30 protein-coding genes are annotated in these 25,324 nt (G+C 68.9%); 15 read left to right on the top strand and 15 right to left on the bottom strand.

Translation table 11 applies throughout. The features are described 5' to 3' along the window. The first annotated feature begins 11 nt into the window (after positions 1 to 11). The 3 genes from D0Z60_RS03250 (at position 12) to D0Z60_RS03240 (ending at position 2,195) form a co-directional block, all read left to right on the top strand. Complete coding sequence (locus D0Z60_RS03250) at positions 12 to 1,412, top strand: leucyl aminopeptidase family protein (protein WP_118856925.1); 1,401 nt, start codon at positions 12 to 14, stop codon at positions 1,410 to 1,412. 119 nt (positions 1,413 to 1,531) lie between these two features. After that, the gene (locus D0Z60_RS03245) at positions 1,532 to 1,894 is read left to right on the top strand and encodes a MarR family transcriptional regulator (protein WP_118858412.1); all 363 of its coding nucleotides are present in this window, start codon (positions 1,532 to 1,534) and stop codon (positions 1,892 to 1,894) included. Then, positions 1,836 to 2,195, top strand: a complete 360-nt coding sequence (locus D0Z60_RS03240) for an SH3 domain-containing protein (RefSeq protein WP_240325523.1) — start codon at positions 1,836 to 1,838, stop codon at positions 2,193 to 2,195. The genes D0Z60_RS03245 and D0Z60_RS03240 overlap by 59 nt, the downstream gene beginning before the upstream one ends. A 4-nt stretch (positions 2,196 to 2,199) precedes the next feature. Here D0Z60_RS03240 and mltG read toward each other — a convergent pair whose 3' ends face one another. The 3 genes from mltG to D0Z60_RS03225 all read right to left on the bottom strand — a co-directional run bounded on the left by mltG (position 2,200) and on the right by D0Z60_RS03225 (position 4,798). Further along, positions 2,200 to 3,162 (bottom strand): endolytic transglycosylase MltG, encoded by a 963-nt coding sequence (gene mltG / locus D0Z60_RS03235; protein WP_118856924.1) that lies wholly within the window; start codon positions 3,160 to 3,162, stop codon positions 2,200 to 2,202. After that, the gene (fabF, locus tag D0Z60_RS03230; protein ID WP_118856923.1) at positions 3,159 to 4,418 is read right to left on the bottom strand and encodes a beta-ketoacyl-ACP synthase II; all 1,260 of its coding nucleotides are present in this window, start codon (positions 4,416 to 4,418) and stop codon (positions 3,159 to 3,161) included. Before fabF ends, mltG begins: the two co-directional genes overlap by 4 nt. A 143-nt stretch (positions 4,419 to 4,561) precedes the next feature. After that, positions 4,562 to 4,798: an acyl carrier protein gene (locus D0Z60_RS03225; protein WP_118856922.1), complete on the bottom strand. Its 237-nt coding sequence runs from the start codon at positions 4,796 to 4,798 to the stop codon at positions 4,562 to 4,564. Positions 4,799 to 4,925: 127 nt separating this feature from the next. On the opposite strand from D0Z60_RS03225, the gene D0Z60_RS03220 reads away from it, so the two are divergent. Then, positions 4,926 to 5,375, top strand: coding sequence for a vgr related protein (locus tag D0Z60_RS03220; RefSeq protein ID WP_118856921.1), 450 nt, complete (start codon positions 4,926 to 4,928; stop codon positions 5,373 to 5,375). Here D0Z60_RS03220 and D0Z60_RS03215 read toward each other — a convergent pair. The 4 genes from D0Z60_RS03215 to hrcA are packed head-to-tail and all read right to left on the bottom strand — an operon-like array spanning position 5,372 to position 8,966. Continuing rightward, positions 5,372 to 6,043, bottom strand: coding sequence for a thioredoxin domain-containing protein (locus D0Z60_RS03215; protein WP_118856920.1), 672 nt, complete (start codon positions 6,041 to 6,043; stop codon positions 5,372 to 5,374). The genes D0Z60_RS03220 and D0Z60_RS03215 overlap by 4 nt on opposite strands. A 36-nt stretch (positions 6,044 to 6,079) precedes the next feature. Then, positions 6,080 to 6,634, bottom strand: coding sequence for a nucleotide exchange factor GrpE (grpE, locus tag D0Z60_RS03210; protein WP_118858410.1), 555 nt, complete (start codon positions 6,632 to 6,634; stop codon positions 6,080 to 6,082). A 59-nt stretch (positions 6,635 to 6,693) separates the two neighbouring features. Next, the gene (locus tag D0Z60_RS03205) at positions 6,694 to 7,935 is read right to left on the bottom strand and encodes an adenylate/guanylate cyclase domain-containing protein (RefSeq protein ID WP_118856919.1); all 1,242 of its coding nucleotides are present in this window, start codon (positions 7,933 to 7,935) and stop codon (positions 6,694 to 6,696) included. Next, positions 7,932 to 8,966: a heat-inducible transcriptional repressor HrcA gene (hrcA, locus tag D0Z60_RS03200; RefSeq protein WP_118856918.1), complete on the bottom strand. Its 1,035-nt coding sequence runs from the start codon at positions 8,964 to 8,966 to the stop codon at positions 7,932 to 7,934. The genes D0Z60_RS03205 and hrcA overlap by 4 nt, the downstream gene beginning before the upstream one ends. Positions 8,967 to 9,110: 144 nt before the next feature. On the opposite strand from hrcA, the gene rph reads away from it, so the two are divergent. The 3 genes from rph to hemW are packed head-to-tail and all read left to right on the top strand — an operon-like array spanning position 9,111 to position 11,637. Continuing rightward, positions 9,111 to 9,815: a ribonuclease PH gene (gene rph, locus D0Z60_RS03195; RefSeq protein ID WP_118856917.1), complete on the top strand. Its 705-nt coding sequence runs from the start codon at positions 9,111 to 9,113 to the stop codon at positions 9,813 to 9,815. After that, positions 9,812 to 10,420, top strand: coding sequence for an RdgB/HAM1 family non-canonical purine NTP pyrophosphatase (gene rdgB, locus D0Z60_RS03190; protein ID WP_240325522.1), 609 nt, complete (start codon positions 9,812 to 9,814; stop codon positions 10,418 to 10,420). The genes rph and rdgB overlap by 4 nt, the downstream gene beginning before the upstream one ends. 44 nt (positions 10,421 to 10,464) lie before the next feature. Next, positions 10,465 to 11,637 carry a radical SAM family heme chaperone HemW gene (gene hemW, locus D0Z60_RS03185; RefSeq protein WP_118858409.1) on the top strand — a complete coding sequence of 391 codons (1,173 nt, stop codon included), beginning with the start codon at positions 10,465 to 10,467 and terminating at the stop codon, positions 11,635 to 11,637. On the opposite strand, the gene D0Z60_RS03180 is transcribed toward hemW, so the two are convergent. Beyond that, complete coding sequence (locus D0Z60_RS03180) at positions 11,634 to 12,794, bottom strand: penicillin-binding protein activator (RefSeq protein WP_240325521.1); 1,161 nt, start codon at positions 12,792 to 12,794, stop codon at positions 11,634 to 11,636. The genes hemW and D0Z60_RS03180 overlap by 4 nt on opposite strands. A gap of 5 nt (positions 12,795 to 12,799) precedes the next feature. Here D0Z60_RS03180 and rsmI point away from each other — a divergent pair, with 5 nt between their 5' ends. The 5 genes from rsmI (at position 12,800) to D0Z60_RS03155 (ending at position 16,248) form a co-directional block, all read left to right on the top strand. Then, positions 12,800 to 13,639 carry a 16S rRNA (cytidine(1402)-2'-O)-methyltransferase gene (gene rsmI, locus D0Z60_RS03175; RefSeq protein ID WP_118856915.1) on the top strand — a complete coding sequence of 280 codons (840 nt, stop codon included), beginning with the start codon at positions 12,800 to 12,802 and terminating at the stop codon, positions 13,637 to 13,639. Next, the gene (locus tag D0Z60_RS03170) at positions 13,636 to 13,986 is read left to right on the top strand and encodes a YraN family protein (RefSeq protein WP_118858407.1); all 351 of its coding nucleotides are present in this window, start codon (positions 13,636 to 13,638) and stop codon (positions 13,984 to 13,986) included. The genes rsmI and D0Z60_RS03170 overlap by 4 nt, the downstream gene beginning before the upstream one ends. A gap of 63 nt (positions 13,987 to 14,049) precedes the next feature. Beyond that, positions 14,050 to 15,012 (top strand): glutathione synthase, encoded by a 963-nt coding sequence (gshB, locus tag D0Z60_RS03165; RefSeq protein ID WP_118856914.1) that lies wholly within the window; start codon positions 14,050 to 14,052, stop codon positions 15,010 to 15,012. A 1-nt stretch (position 15,013) separates the two neighbouring features. Next, the gene (locus D0Z60_RS03160) at positions 15,014 to 15,664 is read left to right on the top strand and encodes a DedA family protein (protein ID WP_118856913.1); all 651 of its coding nucleotides are present in this window, start codon (positions 15,014 to 15,016) and stop codon (positions 15,662 to 15,664) included. 203 nt (positions 15,665 to 15,867) lie between these two features. Continuing rightward, entirely contained in the window at positions 15,868 to 16,248 is a 381-nt protein-coding gene (locus D0Z60_RS03155) for a UrcA family protein (protein ID WP_118856912.1), read from the top strand. Here the strand turns inward: D0Z60_RS03155 and D0Z60_RS03150 are convergent. From D0Z60_RS03150 to fsa, 3 genes are all read right to left on the bottom strand, one after another. Next, the gene (locus D0Z60_RS03150) at positions 16,245 to 17,177 is read right to left on the bottom strand and encodes a tyrosine recombinase XerC (protein WP_118856911.1); all 933 of its coding nucleotides are present in this window, start codon (positions 17,175 to 17,177) and stop codon (positions 16,245 to 16,247) included. The genes D0Z60_RS03155 and D0Z60_RS03150 overlap by 4 nt on opposite strands. Then, positions 17,129 to 17,716, bottom strand: a complete 588-nt coding sequence (locus tag D0Z60_RS03145) for a DUF484 family protein (protein ID WP_162888051.1) — start codon at positions 17,714 to 17,716, stop codon at positions 17,129 to 17,131. Before D0Z60_RS03145 ends, D0Z60_RS03150 begins: the two co-directional genes overlap by 49 nt. A gap of 174 nt (positions 17,717 to 17,890) precedes the next feature. Next, the gene (gene fsa, locus D0Z60_RS03140; RefSeq protein WP_118856909.1) at positions 17,891 to 18,544 is read right to left on the bottom strand and encodes a fructose-6-phosphate aldolase; all 654 of its coding nucleotides are present in this window, start codon (positions 18,542 to 18,544) and stop codon (positions 17,891 to 17,893) included. 80 nt (positions 18,545 to 18,624) lie between these two features. On the opposite strand from fsa, the gene D0Z60_RS03135 reads away from it, so the two are divergent. Beyond that, the gene (locus tag D0Z60_RS03135; RefSeq protein ID WP_118856908.1) at positions 18,625 to 19,398 is read left to right on the top strand and encodes an enoyl-CoA hydratase-related protein; all 774 of its coding nucleotides are present in this window, start codon (positions 18,625 to 18,627) and stop codon (positions 19,396 to 19,398) included. Here D0Z60_RS03135 and D0Z60_RS03130 read toward each other — a convergent pair. Genes D0Z60_RS03130 through D0Z60_RS03120 form a run of 3 tightly spaced genes read right to left on the bottom strand, consistent with a single transcriptional unit; the run spans position 19,395 to position 21,615 of the window. Beyond that, a complete protein-coding gene (locus D0Z60_RS03130; protein ID WP_162888050.1) occupies positions 19,395 to 19,793 on the bottom strand; it encodes a TadE/TadG family type IV pilus assembly protein in 399 nt (132 codons plus the stop codon). The genes D0Z60_RS03135 and D0Z60_RS03130 overlap by 4 nt on opposite strands. Further along, on the bottom strand, positions 19,793 to 20,305 hold the full coding sequence (locus D0Z60_RS03125) for a TadE/TadG family type IV pilus assembly protein (protein ID WP_118856906.1): 513 nt from the start codon (positions 20,303 to 20,305) through the stop codon (positions 19,793 to 19,795). Before D0Z60_RS03125 ends, D0Z60_RS03130 begins: the two co-directional genes overlap by 1 nt. Further along, the gene (locus D0Z60_RS03120; protein WP_118856905.1) at positions 20,302 to 21,615 is read right to left on the bottom strand and encodes a pilus assembly protein TadG-related protein; all 1,314 of its coding nucleotides are present in this window, start codon (positions 21,613 to 21,615) and stop codon (positions 20,302 to 20,304) included. The genes D0Z60_RS03125 and D0Z60_RS03120 overlap by 4 nt, the downstream gene beginning before the upstream one ends. Positions 21,616 to 21,828: 213 nt before the next feature. Here D0Z60_RS03120 and D0Z60_RS03115 point away from each other — a divergent pair, with 213 nt between their 5' ends. Further along, complete coding sequence (locus D0Z60_RS03115; RefSeq protein WP_118856904.1) at positions 21,829 to 23,037, top strand: toxic anion resistance protein; 1,209 nt, start codon at positions 21,829 to 21,831, stop codon at positions 23,035 to 23,037. Positions 23,038 to 23,166: 129 nt separating this feature from the next. Beyond that, complete coding sequence (locus D0Z60_RS03110) at positions 23,167 to 23,898, top strand: hypothetical protein (protein WP_118856903.1); 732 nt, start codon at positions 23,167 to 23,169, stop codon at positions 23,896 to 23,898. 222 nt (positions 23,899 to 24,120) lie between these two features. Here D0Z60_RS03110 and D0Z60_RS03105 read toward each other — a convergent pair whose 3' ends face one another. Further along, positions 24,121 to 25,314, bottom strand: a complete 1,194-nt coding sequence (locus D0Z60_RS03105; RefSeq protein ID WP_118856902.1) for a CaiB/BaiF CoA transferase family protein — start codon at positions 25,312 to 25,314, stop codon at positions 24,121 to 24,123. Positions 25,315 to 25,324: the final 10 nt, after the last annotated feature.

Below are 25,324 nucleotides of genomic sequence, written 5' to 3'. Positions count from 1 at the left end.
GGCCGCCAACAATGACTGATTTCGCCGCGCTCTTGCAGCCCGACCGCGGGCAGCCTGCCCAGACCATCCACGTCGTCGACAGTGCGACCTTCGACAATTGGGCGCGCGGCCAGAGCGAGGCGCGGCGGGCGATGCTCGCGGCGATCGACTTCGATCCCAAGTCGGCATTCCAGTTCGCCATCCTCCAGGGCAAGGCGTCGAGCGATTTCGAGGTGGTGACCTGCGTCGCCGATGTCGCCGCGCTCGGCCCGTGGTGCCTGGCCAAGCTCGGCGAAGCGCTGCCGCCCGGCAATTACCGGCTCAGCACCGGCGATCCCCACAATGCCGCGCTCGGCTGGCTGCTCGCCCAGCACCGCTTCACCCGCTACAAGTCGAAGGCCCGGCCGGCCAAGGCGGCGCGCGTCCTGTTGACCTCGAAACCCGCCGACATTGCCCACTGGGTCCGCCTCGCCGAGGCCACCGCGCTCGTCCGCGACCTCGTCGACACTCCTGCCGCCGACCTTGGCCCGGCGGAACTCGAACAGGTCGCCCGTGACCTTGCCGCGGCGTCGGACGCTAGGCTCACCGTCACCAGCGGCGACGCCCTCGCCCAGGGCTATCCGATGGTCGCCGCGGTCGGCGGAGCCGCGGCGCGCGGCCGCGAGCCGCGGCTGATCGAGCTCGAATGGGGCGATCCCGCCCACCCGCGCGTGGCGATCGTCGGCAAGGGCGTGTGCTTCGACAGCGGCGGGCTCGACATCAAGCCGGCCGCCGGCATGCGGCTGATGAAAAAGGACATGGGCGGCGCCGCCCACGCCCTCGCCCTCGCTCGCCTGATCACCGGCGCCGGCCTGCCCGTCCGACTCCATTTGCTGATCCCGGCAGTCGAGAATGCGATTTCCGGCGCCGCTTACCGCCCCGGCGACGTGCTGACCTCGCGCAACGGCCTCACCGTCGAGGTCGACAATACCGACGCCGAGGGCCGGCTGGTGCTGGCCGATGCCTTCACCCGCGCCGCCGAGGCCGAGCCCGAGCTGATGATCGACTTCGCCACCCTCACCGGAGCGGCGCGGATCGCGCTCGGCCCCGACCTTCCGGCGCTGTTCTGCAACGACGAAGCTCTCGCCGGCGCACTCTCCGCCGCCGCGAGCGAAGCGCACGATCCGCTGTGGCGCATGCCGCTGTGGGACAATTACGACGACATGCTCAAAAGCGACGTCGCCGATCTCGCCAATTCGGGCGACACGCCAATGGCTGGCTCGGTCACCGCCGCCTTGTTCCTGCGCCGCTTCGTCCCCGCCGGCCTGCCGTGGGCGCATCTCGACACCTTCGCCTGGATGCCGGCCGCGAAACCCGGCCGGCCCAAGGGCGGCGAGGCGCTCGGTTTGCGCGCAGTGTTCGCGTTGATCGAGGCCCGTTACGCGCCGAAGTGAGCGAACAGGCCCACGAATAACCTTACCCTCACGCAACAAAAACGCGATTTTCCCGTTAAATCACTGAAAAACGCGGCGATGAGGAGTAGTTCATGACCGACCGGTCGCTTACCGGCTGGATGCGTACCTTGATCGGCTACGTCCGCTCGGGCGAGCCGGACCTCACCAATCGCCAGATGGCGCTGTTGATGGTGGTTTATCTGACCCCCGGCCCGCATACCGTGCGCGGCCTCGCCTCGGTGCTCGGCGTTTCCAAGCCGGTCGTCACTCGTGCCTTGAATACGCTCGGTTCGCTCGGCTATCTCCGCCGCCAACGCGACCAGGACGACCGGCGCAATATTTTCGTCGTCCGCACCGAGGATGGGACCGAATTTCTTGAAGGCTTCAAGCGCACCCTCAGCGCCGGGGAAGAGCCCGTCTTGCGTGCCGCCCGCAACGAGCCCGAACGCTCGCCCCGCGAGCCCGCTTTCGCCGCCCGCTGACGGCGGCTATCCGCTCGCCGGCCCGTCGGACCTGCCCGACCCGGCGACCCACGCCTACCGCTCGGATCTCGCCGATGTCGCGCTCGCCGGCCGGGTCATCGCCTCCCACTACGCCGAACCGCTCCAGCGCCGCCTGACTGACGCCGCAACACTGCGAGACGCCCCTTCGAACGACGCGAGCCCAATTGCCGAACTGCCCGCGGGAGCAACCATCGGCGTGCTCGACATCCGTGGCGGCTGGGCGTGGGGCTATGGGCCCTCGGGCGAGGTCGGCTATGTCGCCGAGGCGGCGATCGGCTAGGCCGTCACATCTCGCCGCGCTGGCGGCGGATGGCATACCATTTCTGGACGTTGGCGTTGTGCTCGGCGAGGGTCTCGGCGAACACGTGCCCGCCGGTCCCGTCGGCGACGAAATAGAGCGCCTTGGTCGCCTCTGGATTGAGCACCGCGGCGATACTGTCCTTGCCGGGATTGGCGATTGGCCCGTCGGGCAGGCCGGGCTCGCGGTAGGTGTTGTAACCGGTCACCGCATCAAGCTCCGAGCGCCGGATCCGCCGTCCCAGCGGCCGGCCCTTAGTGATCGGGTAGATCACCGTCGGGTCGGCATCGAGCTTCATGCCCATCTTGAGCCGATTGCAATAAACGCCCGCGACCATCCTCCGCTCGCTCGGCTTGCCGGTCTCCTTTTCGACGATCGAGGCGAGGATCACCGCCTCCTCCTTGGTCGCCACCGGGCAATCGCCCTTCTTCGCGGCCCACAGCTCGTCGAGCGTGCGGGTCATCGCCGCCTGCATCCGTGCCACCACGGCGGCGCGGCTTTCGCCCTTCTGCCAGTCGTAGCTGTTGGGCAGCACGCTGCCTTCCGCCGGCAGCGGCGCCGCGCCGGTCAGCCCGACCACCGTCTGCAGTTTCTCCTGCACCAGCACCGATGGCATGCCTTCGGGGATGGTGATCAGCCGCACCACCGGCCGACCGTGCTGGATAATGTCGAGCACCTTCGAATAGCTCGCGCCGGGCGGGATTTCGAACTCGCCCGCCTGGATCGGGTCGCCCTCGCCGAGCAGCCGCGCCAGATAATAGAACACCGTACGGTTGTTCACCGCCCCGGCGTAATGGAGGTAATCGGTCGCCCGCTGCAGCGCGATGCCCTCGGGAATGGCGACCCGAGCGCCCTTGGCGGCCGGCCCCGGCCCCCACCACAGCCACGCCACCACCGCCGCCGCCAGGACGACGAGGCCGGTGCCGATCTGCGACAGGCGCTTGTTCACACCGCCCGCATGATCAGCGAGGCGTTGGTGCCACCGAAGCCGAAGCTGTTGTTGAGCACCGCGCGCACTTCGCGCTTGCGCGCCGTGTGCGGCACCAGATCGACCCCCGCCGTGCCCTCGCTCGGATTGTCGAGGTTGAGCGTCGGCGGCACCACCTGGTCGCGCAGCGCGAGGATGCAGAAGATGCTCTCGACCGCGCCGGCGCCGCCGAGCAGATGGCCGATCGCCGACTTGGTCGAGCTCATCGAGAGGTTGGCGATGGCGTTGCCGAACAGCTTGCGCACCGCGCCCAGCTCGAGCTCGTCGCCGAGCGGGGTCGAAGTGCCGTGGGCGTTGATATAGTCGATGTCGCTCGGCTGGAGGCCGGACTTCTTGAGCGCCATCTCCATCGAGCGGTAGGCGCCCGAGCCTTCCGGATGCGGCGCGGTGACGTGATAGGCGTCGCCCGACAGGCCATAGCCGATCACCTCGGCATAGATTTTCGCGCCGCGCGCCTTGGCGTGCTCATATTCCTCGAGCACCACCACGCCCGCGCCCTCGCCCATGACGAAGCCGTCGCGGTCCTTGTCGTAGGGTCGGCTGGCCTTTTCCGGTTGGTCGTTGAACGCGGTCGACAGCGCGCGCGCCTGGGCGAAGCCGGCGATCCCGATCGGGCAGATCGTCGCCTCGGCGCCGCCGGCGAGCATGATGTCGGCATCGTCGTCCTTGATCATCCGCGCCGCGTCGCCGATGGAATGGGCGCCGGTCGAACAGGCGGTGACCACCGCATGGTTGGGACCCATCAGCCCGTATTTGATGCTGACCTGGCCCGATACCAGGTTGATCAGGCGGCCGTGGACGAAGTGCGGGCTGACCCGGCCCGGCCCCTTCTCCGCCAGCACCCGGCTCTCGCTTTCGATTCCCGGCAGGCCGCCGATGCCGCTGCCGATCGAGCAGCCGGCGCGCAGCTTCATCGCCTCGGGCATGTCGGTCAGGCCGGCGTCCTCGATCGCCTGCCCGGCCGCGTCGATGCCGTAGACGATGAACGGGTCGACCTGGCGCTGGACCTTGTGGTCGACGCGCTTGTTGGGGTCGAAGCCGTAATCATGGTCGGCCGGCTTGACCTCGCACGCAATGCGGCACTTCTGGTCGCTGGCGTCGAAGCGGGTGATCGGCCCCGCGCCCGACTTTCCGGCAAGAAGGTTGGCCCACACCGTCTCGACGTCGGCGCCGAGCGGCGTGACCAGACCCAGACCAGTGACGACGACACGGCGCATTCGCTTATCCCCGCTTCAATCGAGCTTGATGCACAACAGGCCCAACCCACTGGGTCGAGCCTGTCGAAACGCATGAAATTGTGCAACCCCCGGCGGGCCCGCGGCAGGCCGCCGCGACGCTCCGGGGACTGCCCAACCGGGCACTAGCCCTTGTTGTTGTCGATATAGTCGATCGCGTCCTTGACGGTCGTGATCTTCTCGGCGGCATCGTCCGGAATCTCGACCCCGAACTCCTCCTCGAACGCCATCACCAGCTCGACGATGTCGAGGCTGTCGGCGCCGAGATCGTCGATGAAGCTCGCCTCCTCGGTCACCTTTTCGGCGTCGACGCCCAGGTGCTCGACAACGATCTTCTTCACCCGATCGGCGGTCTCGCTCATGTGGACTTTCCTTCCTTGATGGCCTTGTGATTTTCGCGGTTGCCCTAGCCGCGCCGTCATTACGCCGCAAGGGCCACGGCGGCTCAATGGATTGCGCCGCGGGTTCGTTCCTCCCAGATAGCGCGGCATGAGCGACCGGCGCCCCCTGACCGACGGCGAGATCGCCCTTGCCCGGACCATGTTCGGCGAGGCGATCGACTATGCCCGGGTGCGCCTGGTGCGCCGCAAATGGTGGCCGTTCCAGCCCAAGGGCATCGTCATGGCGCCGACCGGCAACATCCACTTCCACCCCGCCGACCCGCGCTGGAGCGAGGATTTCGCCGCCGAGCCATTGTCTTCGCAAGGCCTGTTCATCCACGAGATGACCCACGTCTGGCAAACCCAGCAGCGCGGCCGTTTCTACCTGCCGCTGATGCGCCACCCGTTCTGCCGCTACGCCTATCAGCTCCGCGACGGCTGGAGCTTCGACCGCTACGGGCTCGAGCAGCAGGCCGAGATCGTCCGCCACGCCTTCCTCGCGAGGAACGGCGCCCGGCTGGCGACCATCCCGCCGGCCGACCTGCTGCCGTTCGCTTAGAGCGCCTTCTTGATCAGCGGCTCGAGGGTCGCCCAGTCGTGCGCCTCGACCCTCTTGCCGTTGAGGAAGAAGGTCGGCGTGCCCTTGACGCCCTGCTCGGCGGCGGCCTTGCGGCCAAAGCCGAACAATTGCTCGGCGGCCTTTGTGTCGGCCAGGCACTGGTCGATTCGCGCCGCCGGGATTCCGCTCGCAACGCCGAGCGGCTTCAAGCCCGCGATGTCGGCCATCGCCGCGATCTGCTTGTCCGCCGGAAGCGCCTTGGCCGCATCGATCCGCGCCTTCGAACCCTGGATCCGGGCGATCCATTTCGGCTGCTCGGCGAAGATCTTCTCGGTCGCCGGGAAGAAGCGCTTCGGTCCAGCGCAGCGCGCGATCAGCGAGGCGGCGAGATCGTAGCCGTTGAGTACGAAGTTGCGATATTCGAACCGCACCTTGCCCGACTTGACGTAATTGGCAGTGAGCGGCCCAAACCCGTCGCGCGCAAACTCGCGGCAATGCGGGCAGGTCATCGACCCATATTCGACCAGCGTCACCCGCGCCTTGGGGTTGCCGATCGCCATCCCGCCCTCGGCGGTCATCACCACGGTCGAGCGCCAGTCGGTTGCCTGGGCGGTTCCGGCGGCGGCGGGCAGTGCCGCCAGCGCGGCGGCAAGAAGATAGGCTTTCATGGGTCTCGCTCTGGCTAGTCTGGGATGAACGACGGCTTAGTCGGGCTTTTTCGCGACTCCGACCAGCGCCGGGCGAAGCAGCCGCTCCTTCATCACATAGCCCGACTGCATTTCCTCGACGATCGTCCCCGGCTCGGCTTCGGCACTCGGGATTTCGATCATCGCCTGGTGGCGGTGCGGGTCGAGCGGCAGGCCCTTGGCCGGCACCCGCTCCACTCCGTTGCGGGCGAACACCTGCTCCAACTCGCGTGCCGTCGCCTCGATCCCGGCGAGGAAATTCGCCGCGGTCTGGTCAGCCCGCAGCTCCTCGCTCACTGCCGCCAGCGCGCGGTCGAGATGGTCCTTGATCGCCAGCATGTCGCGCGCGAAGCCCGCCGCGGCATATTGGCGCGCGTCGACCATTTCCTTTTCCATCCGCCGCCGCGTGTTCTGAAGCTCGGCCGCGGCATAAAGCGACTTGGCGCGCACCTCCTCCAGCTCCTTCTCCAGCTCGGCAACCCGGTCGTGCTCGGCCAGCTCCGGCGCTTCGGCCGCGGTCTCGGCGCGGATCTCTTCGGCTTCGTCGGTCAACTCGTTCTTCTCGTCGGTCATTGCATCCATCGCATCTGGCGTTTCTTCGCCGCCCACCATGGGGACCGCGCCGCCACAGTTCAACCGCGCGCGGCCTTCCAATCCGGGGCGAACAGCGCCACCGGCTCGGCGATCCCCTTGAGCGCATGCCGGCCGAGATCGACCCCCGCAATCCCTGCCGCCGCTGCGAAATCGGAGCTCATAAGGACCGACTGGCCAAGCTCCTTGCACATCCCCTCGATTCGCGACGCCAGGTTCACCGCCGGGCCTATCACCGTGAAATCGAGCCGCTCTGAGCTTCCGATATTGCCATAGCTGACCGTTCCCAGATGCAGCCCGACGCCATGCTCGAGCGGCTCTTCGCCGGCCTCGCCAAACCGCCGGTTGAGCTCGCCAAGCTCGGCCCCGGCCCGCTCCAGCGCGGCCAGCGCCGCCCGGCACGCCGCCCGCGGGCCGCCCTCGCCGACGGGAAACACCGCCAGCACCGCATCGCCGATGAATTTCAGGATTTCGCCGCCCTGCGCGTAGATCGGCCCGGCGACCGTGCCGAAATAATCGTTGAGCCGCTCGATCAGCCGCTCGCTCGACACCCCGTGGCTGCCCGCGGTGAAGCCGCGCAGGTCGGAGAACCAGATCGCCGCGTCGAGCGACACGACGTCGCCGGCATGGATCATCCCGGCGCACGCCCGCTCGCCCGGATCGTCGCCGAGATAGACCCGCGCCAGCGTCTGCTTGGTATCGCGCTCGACCAGCGTGTTGAGCTGCATCGACATCGCCGCGATCGCCGAGCGCAGCTCCGGCAAACGGTCGGCAAAGCCGTCGGGCCGGTCGGTCGCCAGCCCGAGCTTCTGGGACAGGCCGGAAAAGCTGTGCAGCCGGTCGGCATAATAAGCGGTGCAGCCGAGCGCGGCGAGGTCGTCGAACAGCGGAAACGCCTGCGCTTGGCCTGCCGCGCCGATCGTCCGGCACAGCTCGCCGTTCAGGTCGACCTGGTGAAACGGGCTGGTCAGATATTGCGGATTGGTGCTTCCGCGCACGTTGAAGAACACCGCGTCGATCATCGCTCCGTCGGCGAGGTCGTGTCGGGCGCGCGAAACCACCACAACCGGATTGATCGGCCCCGGGTCGCTTTCGCGGTCGAACCACACGTGCCGGCTGTTGGCCATCAGCGGATGGACCGTCTCGGTCAGCAGATTGCAGCGCCGGATCGCGAACCCCTCGCGGTTGAGCAGCGCGCAAAAGCTTCCGATCAAATCAGGAATCGATCCGCAGCCGACCGACTGGTCCGTGGTCCATGCCAGCAGCCGGTCGGCAAAGCTCACTGCATCCACCGCGACAGCGCCTGGGCGGTGAAGTCGACCATCGGCACCACCCGCGCATAATTGAGCCGGGTCGGCCCGATGACGCCGACCACCCCCACCACCCGCTCGTCGCCGTCGCGATAGGGCGCGGCGATTACGCTCGATCCCGACAAAGCGAACATGCGGTTCTCGCTGCCGATGAAGATCCGGCAGCCGCTCGCCTCGCGCGCGCTCTCGAGCAACCGCGCGATCTCCTGGCGGTCCTCCAGTTCCTCGAGCAATCGCCGCACCCGCTCGAGGTCGGCCGCCGCCGCCTCGTCGATGAGGTTGGCCTGGCCGCGCACGATCAGCACCGGCCGCTGCGCCGCGTCGCTGCGCCACTGCGCCAGCCCCGCCGCGACCAGCTCCCCGGCCGCCCGGTCGAGCGCCTCGCGGGCCTCGCCGATTTCCTTCCTTAGCCGCGCCTCGGCCTCGCCCAGGGTCAGCCCGCCAAGCCGGGCGCTGACGTAATTGCCGACCTCGGCCAGCGCCGCCGCGCTGGTTCCCGGCGCCAGCGCGACCACGCGATTCTCGACATTGCCGTCCATCCCGACCAGCACCGCCAGCGCGCGGTCGCAGTCGAGCGGAACGAAGCTCAATTGCCGGAGCCGCATTTCCTGCCGCGGGGTCAGCACCACTCCGGCGCAGGCGGACAGCCCACTCAGCGCCGCGGTCGCCCCGGCCAGCGCCTCCTCGATCGATCCTGTGCGGCTCATTTCCTGCTCGATCGCCCGCCGCTCGGCCGCGCCCGGCAGGCTCGCCTGCATGATCCCGTCGACGAACAGCCTCAGCCCGCTCTCGGTCGGCACCCGCCCGGCGCTGGTGTGCGGATGGGTCAGCAGCCCGCGCTCCTCGAGCTCCTGCATCACGCCGCGGATCGAAGCCGGCGACAGGCTGACCCCCGGCGCGATCGCCTTCGACCCCACCGGCGCCCCGCGCTCGAGATAGGCCTCGACCACCAGCGCGAACACCTGGCGCATGCGGTCTGTCAGTTCGGGCAGCGGCGCGTTCATTGCGTTTCCGTCATTGCGAGGAACGTAGTGACGAAGCAATCCAGTAGGGAGTGCTGGATTGCTTCGCTGCGCTCGCAATGACGGGATGGTGCTGACCTCTCGGCCCGTCTAGTGCACCACCCGCACCAGTTTCAGGAGACATCAATGCGCCCCAGCGGCCGCGCCCCCGACGAGATGCGCGCACTCGCCTTCGAGCCCGCCTTCACCAAGCACGCCGAAGGCTCGTGCCTGGTCAGCTTCGGCGACACCCGCGTGCTGGTCACCGCCAGCGTCGAGGACAAGGTCCCGCCGTTCCTGCGCGGCAAGGGCCAGGGCTGGGTCACCGCCGAATATGGCATGCTGCCACGCGCCACCCACACCCGCGGCAACCGTGAGGCGGCCAAGGGCAAGCAGTCGGGCCGAACCCAGGAAATCCAGCGGCTGATCGGCCGCTCGCTGCGCGCCGTGGTCGATCTCAAGCTGCTCGGCGAGCGCCAGATCGTGGTCGATTGCGACGTCATCCAGGCCGACGGCGGCACCCGTACCGCGTCGATCTCCGGCGCCTGGGTCGCGCTCCGCCTCGCGGTCGATAGCTTGAAGCTGGAAGCGGACCCGATCCGCACCCAGGTCGCCGCAGTGTCGTGCGGCATGCACGACGGTAACGCCGTGCTCGATCTCGATTACATCGAGGATTCGTCCGCCGGGTCGGACGGCAATTTCGTGCTGACCGGCGACGGCGCGATCGTCGAGGCGCAAATCTCGGCCGAGGGCGCGACGTTCGACGAGGAGCAATTGCTCCGCCTGCTGCGCCTCGCCAAGATCGGCTGCGCGGAGATCTTCAAGGCGCAATTGAAGGCGACCGGCCGGTGAAGGACATCGGCCCGAAGCTGGTCATCGCGACCCACAATGCCGGCAAGCTGCGCGAAATCCGCGACCTCATGGCACCGTTCGGGATCGCATGCGTCGGCGCTGCCGAGCTCGACCTGCCCGAGCCCGAGGAAATCGGCGTCACCTTCGCCGACAATGCCGAATTGAAGGCGCGCGAGGCGGCCGATCTCAGCGGCCTTCCCGCGCTCGCCGACGACAGCGGTCTCAGCGTCGACGCGCTCCACGGCGCGCCCGGCATTCATTCCGCGCGCTATGCCGAGGACGAAGCCGGCAACCGCGACTTCACCCGCGCCATGCAGAAGGTGTGGAGCGAGCTCGAAGCGGCCGGCCCCGAAGCCAGTCGCGACGCCCATTTCACCTGCGTGCTGTCACTGGCCTGGCCGGACGGCACGATCGAGAGCTTCGAGGGCAAGGTCCACGGCACCCTCGTCTGGCCGCCGCGCGGCGACCACGGCTTCGGCTACGACCCGATGTTCGCCGCCGCCGGCATGGACCGGACCTTCGGCGAGATCGACCCGGCCCAAAAGCACGCCATCAGCCACCGCGCCCGGGCGTTCGAGAAACTGGTGGCGTGGCTGGGCTCCTGACCTCTCCCCTCCCGCTTGCGGGAGGGGCTGGGGGTGGGCCTGAAATCGACCTCAATCCCCACCCCCCGACCCCCTCCCGCGAGCGGGAGGGGGAGACCCTCGCCCTCTACGTACACTGGCCGTTCTGCGTCTCCAAATGCCCCTATTGCGACTTCAACAGCCACGTCCGCGAGGCTGTCGATCAGGCCCAATGGCAGGCCGCTCTCCTCGCCGACCTCGCCCATGAAGCCGTCCTGCTCCCCGGCCGCACCCTGACCAGCATCTTCTTCGGCGGCGGCACGCCCTCGCTGATGGACCCGGCCACCGCCGAAGCGGTGATTCGCGCCGCGACCGACGCCTGGGCCCCCGCGGCCGATCTGGAGATCACGCTCGAGGCCAATCCCAACAGCGCCGAGGCCGCGCGCTTTGCCGATCTCGCCGCCGCCGGGGTCAACCGAATCAGCCTCGGCCTGCAGAGCTTCGACGATGCCAAGCTCGCCTTCCTCGGCCGCGCCCACGGCGCCGACGAGGGCCTCGCCGCGCTCGAAGCCGCCCAGTCGGCCGTCCCGCGGGTCAGCTTCGACCTGATCTACGCCCTCCCCGGCGACGACTCGCCCGGCTGGAGCCGCGACCTCGACCGCGCGCTCGCCCTCGGCACCGAACATCTCTCGCTCTACCAATTGACCATCGAGCCGGGCACGCGCTTCGCCAGCGACGTGGCGAAAAATCGCTTCACCCCGCTCGACCCCGACCGCGCCGCCGCCTTGTTCGAGCTCACCCAGGAGCGCACTGCCGAGGCCGGCCTGCCCGCCTATGAGATCTCCAACCACGCCCGCGCCGGCGCGGAGAGCCGGCACAACCTCACCTACTGGCGCTACGCCGATTATGCCGGGATCGGCCCCGGCGCCCACGGCCGCCGCACCGGCCTGCGCACCGTGCGCCATCGGAAGCCCGAGAATTTCCTCGCCGCCGTCGCCCGCAACGGCCACGGCCTGGTCGAGGAGGAGCCGCTGACCGCCGAGGAAGCCGCCCACGAGGCGCTGGTCATGGGCCTGCGCCTCGCCGAGGGGATCGACACCGACTCGCTCGCCGCCCGCTTCGGCCATCCGCTGGTGGATCAGCCAGCGGTCGACCGCCTGATCGCGCTCGGCCTGATGTGGCGCTCGGACAGGCGGATCGGCACCACGCCCGCCGGCCGCCTGCTGCTCGATTCGATCCTCGCCGATATCGCCGCCTAGTCGGCGAACTGCGTTGCCGCCGGCGACACCACCAATGTTCCCGCCGCGGTCACCTGGCGCACCTCGAGCGCACGCTCGATCACGCCGTTGCCGGAAAAGCGGAAGATCCCGTCGACCCCCGCAAACCCCTCACGGTCGGCCAGCAGCCGCGCCGGGAACGGCCGCCCGACCGGCCAGCTGCGCGCCGCCCGAGCGGCCAGCAGCATCGCGTCATAGCCCAGGCTGCCGAGCCGGTAGGGCACCTTGCCGTAGCGCGCCCGATAGCGGGTCACGAGTTGCTGGAAGCGCGCCTCGGGCGGCGCCGCATAGAGCGCGCCGCGAAGCCGCGGCACCCGCCCGAGGCTGCGGTCGCTGGCCCACAGTTCGGTGCCGAGCAGCGTCGGCCCGGCCTCGACCCCCGGCGCGACCATCGCCGTCGATCCGCCGCCGTCGCCGATCAGCACCGCATCGTAGGTGCCGCGCCGGTTGAGCAGCGCCGCCGCGCCGCGTGCCGCCAGCGCGTTGCGATTGTAGGTTTCCGTCGCCACCAGCGTCCCGCCGCTCGCCCGCACCGACGCGCTCAGCGCCTGCGCTGCGCGCTGGCCGTAGAGCCCGGACGGAATCAGCGCCCCGAACCGTGCCGCGCCGCGCCCGCGCGCATGGCGCACGACCCGGTCGATCGACGCCGCCGGGGTCACGCCCATGATGTAGATGCCGTTGCCGGCGACGCTCTGGTCGTTGGAGAAAGCGATCACCGGCACCCGCGCGCGCCGCGCCGTGGGCGCCATCGCCCGCACATCCTCGGCGAGCAGCGGCCCGAGGATCAGGTCCGCGCCCGCGGCAAGCGCCTGGTTCGCCGCCGCCGCCGCGCCGATCCGGCCGCTGTCGAACGTCGTCAGCCTCAGATTGCCCGCCTTGGTGTCGAACAGCGCAAGATTGGCCGCGTTGGCGATCGACGTCGCCACTCCGCTGTCGGGCCCGCTCAGCGGCAGGATCAGCGCGACCAAGTGCCGCTGGCTGTCGGGCATCGGCCCCGGCTCGACCGGGCCCACCGGCCCGACCGGCCGCACCGGCCCGCGCGACTGGCAGCCGGCCAGCACCAGCGCCGCCGCGCCGAGCCCGAGCAGCAGCCCGCGCCGCGCTTGCCGTCGGTCCGGGGAAAGTGTCATGACCGTCATCACCGATGTCATCCCCTCTTGCGCCCGGCCTCTATATCGTCGCCACGCCGATCGGCAATCTCGGCGACCTTAGCCCGCGCGCCGCCAGCACGCTGCGCGACGCCGCGCTGGTGCTCGCTGAGGACAAGAGGGTCAGCGCCAAGCTGCTCGCCCTCGTCGGCTCGAAGGCGCCGATGCGCGCCTATCACGACCACAGCGACGAGCGCCTGCGCGACCAGGTCCTCGCCCGCCTCGCCACCGATGCGGTCGCCCTGGTCAGCGACGCCGGCACGCCGCTCATCTCCGATCCGGGCTACAAGCTGGTCCGCGCCGCCCGCGTCGCCGGCCTCGCCGTCCATACGATTCCCGGCCCGTGCGCCGCGGTCGCCGCATTGACCCTCGCCGGCCTGCCGACCGACCGCTTCCTGTTCGCCGGCTTCCTCCCGGCCAAGGCCAAGGCCCGTGCCGATTCCATCGCCGAGCTCGCGGCCCTGCGCGCCAGCCTGATCTTCTACGAAAGCGGCCCACGCCTCGCCGATACCCTCGCCGCCCTCGCCGCCGGCCTCGGCAATCGCGACGCCGCGGTCGTGCGCGAGATCAGCAAGCTCCACGAGGAGACCGTCACCGCTCCCCTCGCCGAGCTCGCCGACCGCTACGCCGCCGCCGCGCCGAGGGGCGAAATCGTGATCGTCGTCGCGCCCCCGTCCGAAGCGGAGGCCGCGACCGACAGCACCCTCGACGAAGCCCTGCGCGCCGCAATGGCAACGCAGTCGATCTCGCGCGCCGCAGCCGAGGTCGCGGCCCGTCTCGATGTCCCCCGCAAGCGCGCCTACGCCCGCGCGCTCGAGCTCGGGGCCGGCGGCTGAACCGCGCCCGGTCCGAGCGCCGCGGCCGCCGCGCCGAAACCCTCGCCGCCTGGTGGCTGCGCCTGCACGGATGGCGGATCCTCGGCCGCCGGGTGCGGGTCCACGGCGGCGAGGTCGATCTCGTCGCCCGCCGCGGGCGCATCGTCTCCTTCGTTGAGGTCAAGCAGCGCGCCACCGTCGAGACTGCCGACCTCGCGCTCGACCGCCACCGCCTGCGCCGCGTCGCCGCCGCCGCCGAGCAGCTCGCCGCCCGCTTCGCCCGGCCGGGGGACGACATCCGCATCGACGCGATCTTCATCGTCCCCCGCCGCCTCCCCCGCCACCTCGCCAACGTCTGGCAGGGTTGAGGCGCTATTTCCAAAGCCGCTCATCCTGAGTAGCGGCAGGGCCGCGTATCGAAGGACCCGTGAATGCCGCTCACCGTCGCCGTCCAGATGGATCCGCTGGAATCGATCAACATCGCCGGCGATTCGAGCTTCGCGCTGATGCTGTCGGCGCAAGCGCGCGGCCACCGCCTGTTCCACTATGCCGCAGAAGACCTCAGCTGGATCGGCGGCCGCCTGTGGACCATGGCCCGCCCCGTCACCGTCCGCCCCACCCCGGGTGACCATTTCACCGCCGGCGAACCCGAAAAGCTCGATCTCGGCCGCGACTGCGACGTCGTCCTGATGCGCCAGGATCCGCCGTTCGACCTCGGCTACATCACCGCCACCCATTTGCTCGAGCGGATCCAGGGCGAGACCCTGGTCGTCAACGACCCCGCCAGCGTCCGCAATGCGCCCGAAAAAGTCTGGGTGCTCGATTTCGCCCGCTTCATGCCGCCGACCGCGATCACCCGCTCGCTCGGGGTCGCCCGTGCCTTCCTCGCCGAGCATGGCGCGATGGTCGTGAAGCCGCTCCACGGCAACGGCGGCAAGGCGGTGTTCAAGGTCGAGGCCGACGGCGCCAACCTCTCGGCCCTGTTCGAGATGTTCAACGCCGCCTGGCGCGAGCCGCACATGATCCAGGCCTTCCTCCCGTCGGTCGCCGAGGGCGACAAGCGCATCGTCCTGGTCGACGGCGAGATCGCCGGGGCGATCAACCGGGTGCCGGGCGCCGGCGAGTTCCGCTCCAATCTCGCCGTCGGCGGCGAGGCGCTGCAGACCGAACTGACCGCGCGCGAGCGCGAAATCTGCGCCGCCCTCGCGCCCGAGCTCAAGCGGCGCGGGCTGCTGTTCGTCGGAATCGACGTCATCGGCGGCCAGTGGCTTACCGAGATCAACGTCACCTCGCCGACCGGAATCGTCGCCATCGACCGCTTCAACGGCACCGACACCGCGGCGCTTATCTGGCAGGCGATCGAATCGGAAATCGCCAGCCGAGCCGCCGCCTGACATGGCCGACTGGGTCATCCGCCTGATCGAGCAATCGGGCTATCTCGGCGTCGCCTTCCTGATGTTCCTCGAGACCATCTTCCCGCCAATCCCGTCGGAGGTGATCATGCCGGTCGCCGGAGTCGCCGCCGGCCAGGGCAAGATGAACCTCTACGGGGTCATCGCCTGCGGCGCGGCAGGCGCGATGCTCGGCAACATCGTCTGGTATCTCGCCGCCCGCGCGCTCGGCATCCACCGCCTCCACCCGTTCATCGATCGCTACGGCCACTGGCTGACGGTCAGCTGGCCCGAGGTCGAGCGCGCCGAGAAATGGTTCCGGATCAACGGCACCTTCTTCGTCTTCCTCGGCCGGATGCTGCCGACCGTCCGCTCGTTGGTCTCGGTCCCGGCCGGCCTGCTGCGCATGCGCTTCAAGACCTTCCTCGTCGCGTCGACCCTCGGCACTGTCGGCTGGACCGCGCTTCTCGCCGGCGCCGGCTTCAAGCTCGGCGAGAATTACGCCAACATCGACGAGATCATCGGCCCCGCCTCGAACGCCATCCTCGCCTTGCTCGCCATGACCTACCTGTGGCGCGTGTGGCGCCAGCGGCGGCGGCGGAACCGGTCCGAAGCGGAGCGAATGGTAAGCGGCGATTCACCGCCCGCCCCCTAATCACTTCCCATCGCGAGGCGGCAGTCGTCCCCACAGCTCGCCGCCTCGCACCTCCCTCCTTCGTCGATGCCCAGCGGCGGTTCGCCGACGATCCCGCCGTCCGTCGATGCGCGGCGTCATGCTTAACGAAGGTTGCATGACAAGATCAGTCATTCTGCCGATCCTGCGCTTCGTCCTCACCGGACAGGAAGGTAGGAACGATCATGAAACACTCCCAACTCATCGCGTTCGGCGCCGCCGTCACGCTCACTGCCGGAGGGTTCGTCGCGACCGCCACCCCGGCCTCTGCCGCAACCAGCGAAGTGGTCGTCCAGGCTGACGCCGTGCCGACCCGGCTGGTGCGCTTCGCCGACCTTGACCTGACCCAGGCCGCGCATCAGGCCAAGCTTAACCGCCGAGTCGCGATCGCGATCGGCGAAGTGTGCGAGGGCAGCGAAAGCTATGCCAGCTTCCAGTCCGACGGCCCGTGCCGCACCGCCTCCTGGGCGCGCGCCAAGCCGCAGATCGCGCGGGCGATCGACAACGCCCGGATGCTTGCCGCCAACGGCCTCGCGCCCAGCGCCGCGGTCGCGATCGCGATCTAGGCGCGCGGATGGGCGCTGCGATAGACGTCGAGTAACTGCGCCGCGTCGACCTGGGTATAGATCTGGGTCGACGACAGGCTGGCGTGGCCGAGCAGCTCCTGGAGCGAGCGCAGATCGGCCCCGCCGGCCAGCAGATGGGTCGCGAAGCTGTGGCGCAGCGCGTGCGGCGTCAGACTGTCCGGCAGGCCCAGCCGGGTTCGCGCCGAGCGCACCGCGCGCCGCACCAAATCCGGGTTGAGCCGACCGCCGCGCGCGCCCACGAACAGCGGCGAATCCCCGGCCAGCGCGAACGGGCACAAAGCGACATAGGCCGAGATCGCCTCGCGCACCGCGTCGACCACCGGCACCACCCGGGTCTTGCCGCGCTTGCCGGTGACCCTGAGCGCCCGGCCGATCGGAAGCGCGTTGGCGGTGAGCGCCATCGCCTCGGCGATGCGCAAGCCCGACCCGTAGAGCAGCAGCAGGATCGCCGTGTCGCGCGCCCCGATCCAGCCGTCGGCCGCGCCGCTCCCGGCTTCCTCGGCCAGCGCCACCGCGTCGGCCGGGCTGGCCGGGCGCGGCAGCGTGCGCGGCCGCTTCGGAGCGCGGGTGCGCGGCAGGTCGGGCGGGCTGTCGAGTTCGGCCGCGACGAACGTCAGGAAGGCGCGCACCGCCGACATCTCGCGCGCCGCCGAGGCTGCTCCCAACCCCTCCGCGCGCCGCTCGGCGAGAAAGGCGCGCAGGTCCGCCGCCGCAAGTCCGATCAGTCCGAAGCGGCCGATCTCCTCGCCCCGATAGCGGCCGAGGAAGTCGATGAAGCGGTGGGCGGTCGCGACATAGGCGCGGACCGTGTGCGGCGAGCGTCGCCGCTCGTCGGCCAGATGGCCGTGCCAGCGCGCCGCTAGCGAGCGCGCGGGGTGGGCGTCGGCGTCTGCGGCGTTGTCAGCCATCGCCGCAGCATAGCGCCGAGCACCTCGCCGAGGAACTCCACTAATGCCGCGCCGTGCGCCGAGCCTCCGGCGACCGCCGCGCGGTGGCCGAGCAGCAATAGCCCGCGCGGGCAATCGTCGCTCGCCGCGACGATCGGCACCATTGCTTCGGCGCGGACATTGGCGGCTTCGCGGCCGAACAAAGCATGGCCGCGCTCGACCGGGCGGGTGAGGCCGCCGGGAGCGCCCCGCACCGCCCGCTCGACCAATGCCGGATCGAGATAGCTGGTTCCGTCTCGCCCGACCCGAAATCCCTGGTCGCCGACCACCAGCGCGACCACCGCCACGTCAACCTCGAGCAACTCCGGCCAGTCGCGCACCGCGATGTCGAGCATCGCCTCGACGCTCTCCGCGCCAAGCGCATGCAGCACCGCCGAATGGATCGAGGCGACCGCCGCGCTGTGCCCGCGCGCGAAGGCCAGCAGATCGGCCCGCGCCGACTCGGCCTCTCCCAACCGGTCGCGCAACCGCGCCACCGCCCGATCCTCGAAGGAAACCACCCGCCCCATCGCCGCACACTAGGTCCGCACCGGTTAAAAATCCGTCCCTGCAGATTCCTAACCCCGTCATGCCAGCGCAGGCTGGCATCCATGCCATTCGAGGACGCGTGCTCGGAACAGCATGGGCCCCAGCCTTCGCTGGGGCGACGGGTGATCGCTATCGAAAAGGACCCCCTAAGCGATCGTCTGCCCGGTCGCCTTCCAGTCCGACAGGAACGATTCCACGCCCTTGTCGGTCAGCGGGTGGTTGAACAATTGCCAGATCACCGCCGGCGGCGCGGTCATCACGTCGGCGCCGAGCTTGGCCACTTCGAGCACGTGGATCGGGTGGCGCACGCTCGCCGCCAGGATTTCGGTCGCGAAATCATAATTGTCGTAAATCAGGCGGATGTCGGCGATGAGCTCGATCCCCGGCTGGCCGATGTCGTCGAGCCGCCCGAGGAACGGCGAGATGAACGCCGCGCCCGCCTTGGCCGCGAGCAGCGCTTGGTTGGCGGTGAAGCACAGGGTCGCGTTGACCATCGTGCCCTCGCCCGACAGCGCCTTGCAGGTCATCAGCCCGTCGGGCGTCAGCGGCACCTTGATCGCAATGTTGCTCCCGATCTTCCTGAGCCGCTCGGCCTCCTTCATCATCCCGGCGTGGTCGGTCGCGACCACCTCGGCCGACACCGGCCCCTTCACCAGCCCGGCGATCTCGGTCACCGCCTCGATGAAGTCGCGACCCGATTTCTTGATCAGCGAGGGATTGGTGGTGACCCCGTCGACCAGATTGGCGGCGGCCAGCTTGCGGATGTCGTCGATGTCGGCGGTGTCGGCGAAGAATTTCATGGCCTGTCCTTAGGGCTCGAGCGGGATTTGCATGCCGATAGCGGCTGGGCTGTAATAGGGCAAAAGGGGGCGCCGAACCGATGAGCGAACATGTCCAGGTGACCAACGACGGCGGCGTGCTTTCGCTCCGCCTGGCGCGGCCCGAGCGGCGCAACGCGATCACCGTCGCCATGTATTCCGCCCTCGCCGAGGCGGTCGAGGGCGCCGCCGGCGATCCGTCGGTCCGGGTCATCACCATCTCCGGCGAAGGCGCCGACTTCACCGCCGGCAACGACCTCGCCGATTTCCTCCAGGCGATGCCGGCCCCGGGCGCAGACGTCGACATTCCCGTGTGGCGGTTCCTGCGCGCGCTGGCGCACAACCCCGTCCCGCTCGTCGCCGCGGTCCACGGCAATGCGGTCGGCATCGGCACCACCTTGCTGCTGCACTGCGATCTCGTGCTGGTCGAGCGCGGTGCGCGCCTCGTCATGCCGTTCGTCGATCTCGGGCTGGTGCCGGAAGCGGCGAGCAGCCTGCTCCTGCCCCGCTTCGCCGGCCGCCGCGCCGCCGCGCGCCACCTGCTGCTCGGCGAGCCGATCGACGCCGAGCGCGCGCTCGCGCTTGGCATTGCCAGCCACGTCGTCGAGCCGGGCGAATTGTCAGGAGCGTTGGAGAGCGTCGTGGCGGCGCTGATCGCCAAGCCGGCCGAGGCGCTGCGTCTCACCCAGGCGCTGCTGCGCCGCGGCGAGTCGCCCGAGATCCTCGAGCGGATGGATCTCGAGAACGGCCATTTCGCCGAGCGGCTGACGTCGGACGAGGTGCGCCAGGCGATCGCGGCGTTTTTCGCCGCCCGCGCAGGAACGAAATCCGCCTAGCTGGCGATCCACACCCGCTTGGAGCGCGTGACGCTGATCGTCGGCCCCGGCACGATCAGCAAATCGGTCGGCTGGGTGTAGGTCACCTGGAGATCGAGATAGGTCGCCCCGTCGGCGGTTCCGGTGGCCGGGGTGGGGATGGCGAAGCTGCCCGGCCCGATACCGTAGACCGCCGCGTTGATCCGGTCTTGGATGGCGGTGTTGGTTGGCTTGGGGAACAGGGTCGCCATGCGCGCGCCCTCGCCGAGTCCGTGCTGGATGCCGGACATCGCGCGGAACACCAGGCCCAATTGGACGATCATCCACAACAGCACGATCAGCGCCGGAAGCGCGAAAGCCATTTCGATGATCGCGGCGCCGCGATCGTCGCGCTTGAGGACGGCTAGACGCTTCATCATTGGGTCCTCATTCCCGACACCGCCTGGATGCGATATTTGCCGCCCGAATCGACGCCCGAAAATTTCAGCGGGAACATTGGCTCGAAGTCGGACCAGACGGTGACCTTGATCCACTGCGACTTGATGTCGTCGTCGTCCGGGCAATCGTAATCACCGTCGGCGTCGTTGTCGGTGGTCGAGATCACCCCGTTGCATTCCAGCCGGTGCTCGACCGAGACGTTTGCGGTGGTGATCGGGGCGGTCTTGCAGCTGCCGTTGGCGTTGGTCCCGTTGACCTGGCACACCACCTCGTTGGCGATGGTGTCCTCGACCGACAGAACGCCGGTGGTCTGCATCACCTTCTCGATCGCGCGCTGCGTGCCCTGCTCGAGCTGGAGCTTGCGCGAGAAGCCGTTGGACATGTCGATCACGCCCATCGTCATCAGCGCCAGCACCGGCGCGACGATCGCCAGTTCGATGACCGCGGCGCCGCTGTCGTCGGCGCAAAGCTTGCGAAACGGCATCCTCATGCGACCAGCCTCACCTTCAGCGGGGCCGTGATCGGCGACATCCCGTGCATGTTGCAGTTCTTGGTGAAATTGTTGATCCCCGAGCTGCCCGACCAATAGATCCGCTTGGCCACGAATTGGGTGCAGGTCGCCGTCCCGGTGCCGTTACCGTTGTAGGTCAGCTGCTGGTTGGGGAAGTAGACCACGCCCCTGATCTTGTTGGTCGAATTGCCGTTGATCCGGTTGGGGCTCGACGCGGTAATGTTGCCGGTCGGCGCATTGTCGGTCGCTCGGCGGTCCTGGTAGATCGCGATCCCCGCCCATTTGCCGGTGGTCGGCGCGGTGGCGTTGATCTGCCCGTTCGAATTGGCGTCGAACGACCCGACCGTCACGCTCGACGACGACAAGTCCTTGTTGCTCAGCACGATCGTCGCGTTGATGAGGTTGAGCGTGCCCTGCACGTTCACCCCGCCGCCGTGGATGAAATAGACGCCGTTCTGAAGCGTCAGCACGCGGTTGGAGTTGACGCTGATGCTGCTGTAGCAAGCGCCGCCGTTGACCACGAGCCCGCTGTTGCCGTTGTTGACCGTCAGGCTCGGCGGATTGTTCGGGCAGGTCGCCGTGTCGTCGGTGTCCGGGGTAAGCGACGCGTAGGGGTCTTCCAGCGCCGGCGAATAGGGCTGGTAGGACGTGACCTGCCATTGCGAGGATTGCTGGATTCCGCCGGCCGCGGCGAGCGTCGTCGCGGTGATCACCGCGCTGCCCTGCCCGGCCGCGGCGTTGGTCGAGATCGAATTAGTCATCATCCCGCAGTCCATCGTGATCGATGCGCTGCCGGTGGCCTGGATCCCGGTCTTGCCGTTCTTCTGCAGCGACAGCACGCAGAATTCGCCCTCGGTCGAGACCGCCGCCGCTTGGGCGCTGGTCTGGATCACCGGCGGGTTGGTCATGAACATCGAGCTGAACGACAGCGGCCGCTGCACCGCCAGCACGACCCGCACCTGGTTCTGCTGGTTGCCGCTGTTCGACGGGAAGGTGACGGTCTTCTGGGTCAGCGGGAATTTGGTCGTGTCGAGCGGGTTGTTGAGCGTCAGATCATGGTCGACCGCGGCCTCCGTGTTGGCCGTCGCGCCGTCGTTGGCCGAGCGGTCGTAGACCCCGGCGATCGCCGCGCTGTCCGCGGCGCGCTGCAACTGGCGCTTCCACAGCGCCCACTGGATGGTGTCGGTGGCGAGCCCCGCGGAGCCCAGCAGCAGCGGCAAGGCGGCCGCGGCCAGGATCAGCGAATTGCCGCGCTTGTCTTCCCAGATCTCGCGGAAAATGTTGCGCATGTTTGTCCTCGCTCGAGCAACTCGAAGCCCGCTCCTAGCCCAATCAGGGTGAGCGAAACGTTCAGCCCTATGGTTGACGCATCCCTAACCACGACGGCCGCCGCCCTATTGTCGCGCATCCGTCTTATTCCTATAATACACCGAAGAGGCTTGCGCGGTGGTCTCGCCGCGTTCAGGCTGAGCGTTCATCTCGAGGCCGGAGAAGCGACTGTCATGGCGAGCGAAGCGACCACCCAGACCGCCACCAAGATCAAGCTCGAGCCGCCGCCCGCGCTCCAGCCGATCGCCGTCCAGGAAGCCGCCGGCCTCGTCCCGCTGAAGAGCGAGGAGACCAGCGAGCTCGACCAGAAGGTCGCCAAGTTCGTCGACGAACTGGCCGCGCTGGACAGCAATTCGCCCGATTTCGGCAAGAAGGTCGACGCGCTCACCGCAATGGGCCGCAAGGAGATCGCCGAGGCCGCGGGCGCGTCGAACCGCTTCCTCGACCGGCCGGTCAAGGCGATCGACAGTGACACCGGAATAGGTGCCGACCTCACCGAGCTGCGCCGCACCGTCGAGGCGCTCGATCCCAAGGAAGCCGGACGCGGGATGACCACCAGGAAGTTCCTCGGGATCATTCCGTTCGGCAACAAGATCAACAATTACTTCGACAAATATCGCAGCTCGCAGACCCACATCAGCGCCATCCTTCAGCGCCTTGCCAACGGCAAGGACGAGCTGCTCATGGATAATGCCGCGATCGACACCGAGCGCGCTAATCTGTGGAAGACGATGCACCGGCTCGAGCAGATGATCCACATCTCCAAGAGCCTGGACCGCAAGCTCGAGGACAAGGCCAATGAGCTCGACGCGACCGAGCCGGCCAAGGCCAAGGCGATCCGCGAAAGCGCCTTGTTCTACACCCGCCAGCGGACCACCGACCTGCTCACCCAGATGGCGGTCACCGTCCAGGGCTATCTCGCGCTCGATCTGGTCAAGAAGAACAATGTCGAGCTGGTGAAGGGCGTCGACCGCGCCTCGACCACCACCGTCGCCGCGCTCAGGACCGCCGTCACCGTCGCCCAGGCGCTGTCGAACCAGAAACTGGTGCTCGAACAGATCGGCGCGCTCAACACCACCACGGCGGGGATGATCGACACCACTGGCGAACTGTTGAAGCACCAGACCGGCGCGATCCACGAACAGGCCGCCTCCTCGACCATCCCGCTCGAGACCCTCCAGCGCGCGTTCCAGAACATCTACGATACGATGGACCAGATCGACGCGTTCAAGCTCGCGGCTTTGTCGAACATGAAGCAGACCGTCGAGACGCTCGGCAGCGAGGTCGAAAAGTCGAAAGGCTACATCGCCCGCGCCGAGGGCGTCGCCCAGGGCCGCCTCGAAAACAACGCCTCCCCGTTCACCCCCCTCGAAAGCAAGTGAGCGGGACTTGCAACGTCCCGCTCATCCTGAGGAGCCACTGAGCCTGTCGAAGTGGCGTCTCGAAGGACCCCAGTCACCTCCTCCGTTCGTCCTGAGCTTGTCGAAGGACTGCACTTCGCCGGATCAAGAATGACCGAAGTCACCGACAAGGTCGACCGGACCATCGCCCGCTTCGACCGCATCACGACCCAGCTCGACCGCCGCGACGGTGCCGTGCGCGCCGCTGCCACGCGCGAGCGCGCCCGGCTCAACGCCGGCCTCGCGCGCACCGCCAAGCGGGTCGCGATCGCGGTCGGCATGATCAGCCTCGTCACGATCATCGTCGGCCTGTTGCTGCCGGGCGGGATCGGCATGTTCGGCTTCCTCGCCGCGGTCGGAATCGCGATTGGCGCCGCGGCGCTGATCGGCTTCGGCGGCGTGCGCAGCCCCGAACTCCCGACCGTCCCCGCCGACCTGCCCAACGCGGCGATGGTCCAGCGCTTTGACAGCTACATCTACCGCACCCGCGCGCTGCTCCCCGCGCCCGCCCAGGCCGAGGTCGACGCCATGTCGGCGATGCTCCCGACGCTTCGCCAGACGCTCGAGCGCGTGCCCGATCTTCATCCCAATGCGCAAGACGCGCGGCGGCTGATGGCCAAGCATCTGCCCGGACTGGTCGACAGCTACGCCCAAGTCCCCGCGTCCTACCGCGCCCGGGTCGAGGACGACGGCAAAAGCGCCGACGACCGCCTCGTCGAAGCCCTCGCCGCCAGCCGCCAGGCGCTCGCCGACATCGAAGCCAAACTCGCCCGCGACCACCTCGACGCCTTCGAAACCCAAGGCCGCTTCATCGAACACCGCTACAAGGACGAGAGCCTCTAAGCTCCTCCCTACGAGCGAAGCTCGTGGGGAGGGGGACCGCCCCGGACTTGATCCGGGGTGGTGGAGGGGTCCGGAGCTCCCCGAAGCGTCGAGAGACCGATCATGTCTCACAGCCCCTCCCCCTTGGGGGAGGTGTCAGCGCAGCTGACGGAGGGGGTGAGCCTGGGGTGTTACCCCCTCCGGCGCTCCGCGCCACCTCCCCCCAAGGGGGAGGGGCAAGGTCTAACCAACCACCCGCCGCGCCCGCAGCCGCGCCAGTTCCTCCGCGCCAAGCCACTCGCCCAACACATCCCCATCCGCCCCGAGCATCGGCGGCGGCAGCGGCGAATCCTGCCGTTTCCCGTCGATCCGCAGCGGCGATCCAACCACCGGCACGCCATCGACCTCGCGCCGCATTCCTCGCCACTCGGCTTGCGGATCGCCCAGCGCCTGCCCCACCGAATTGATCGGCCCGGCCGGAATGCCCGCCGCCTCGAGCGCCGCAAGCCACTCCGCCGCCGGCCGAGTCGCGACCATCTCCGCGATCGCCGGCACCAGCACCGCGCGGTTCGCGACCCGCGCCGAATTGCTCGCGAACCGTTCGTCCGCGGCCCACTCCTCATGGCCCAAAATCCCCGCCAGCCGCGCGAATTGCCGGTCGTTGCCGACTGCGACGATGATCGGCTGATCGGCCGCGTCGAACGGCTGGTAGGGTACGATATTGGGATGGCCGGCGCCCTGCCGCACCGGGTCGCGGCCGGAGACCAAAGCGTTCGACGCCTGGTTGGCCAGCATCGCCAGCTGGACATCGAACAGCGCGAGGTCGATCGTCGCGCCCTCGCCCGTCGCGCCGCGGCGGACCAGCGCCGCGAGCACCGCATTGGCGGCGTACATGCCGGTGAACAAATCGACCACCGCCACCCCGACCCGCATCGGCCCGCCGCCGGGCGCGCCGTCGGGCAGTCCGGTCAGGCTCATCAGCCCGCCCATGCCCTGGATGATGTAATCGTAGCCGGCGCGCTCGGCGTACGGCCCGTCCTGCCCGAAGCCGGTGATCGAGGCGTAGATCAGCCGCGGGTTGGCGCCGCGCAGGCTGGCCGCGTCGAGCCCGTATTTCTTGAGGCCCCCGACGCGAAAGTTCTCGACCACGACGTCGCAGTCTGCCGCCATGCGCCGGACCAGCGCCGCGCCGTCGGGATCGGCGATGTCGATCGCCACGCTGCGCTTGCCGCGATTGGCGGCCAGGAAATAGGCCGCGACCGTCTCGCCGTCGCGCTCCAGCCACGGCGGCCCCCAGTGGCGCGTGTCGTCGCCGCACCCCGGCTGCTCGACTTTGATCACCTCCGCGCCCAGATCCGCCATCACCTGAGTCGCCCACGGCCCCGCCAGCACCCGCGACAGATCGAGCACCCGGATTCCGGCAAGCGGCTGGTTCATGTTACTCTCC

Origin of the sequence: Sphingomonas mesophila, from assembly GCF_003499275.1 — a bacterium.
Classification (GTDB): Bacteria; Pseudomonadota; Alphaproteobacteria; order Sphingomonadales; family Sphingomonadaceae; genus Sphingomicrobium; species Sphingomicrobium mesophilum.
Note: the sequence above shows the minus strand (reverse complement) of the source record. Positions and strands in the feature narration are given on the sequence as shown.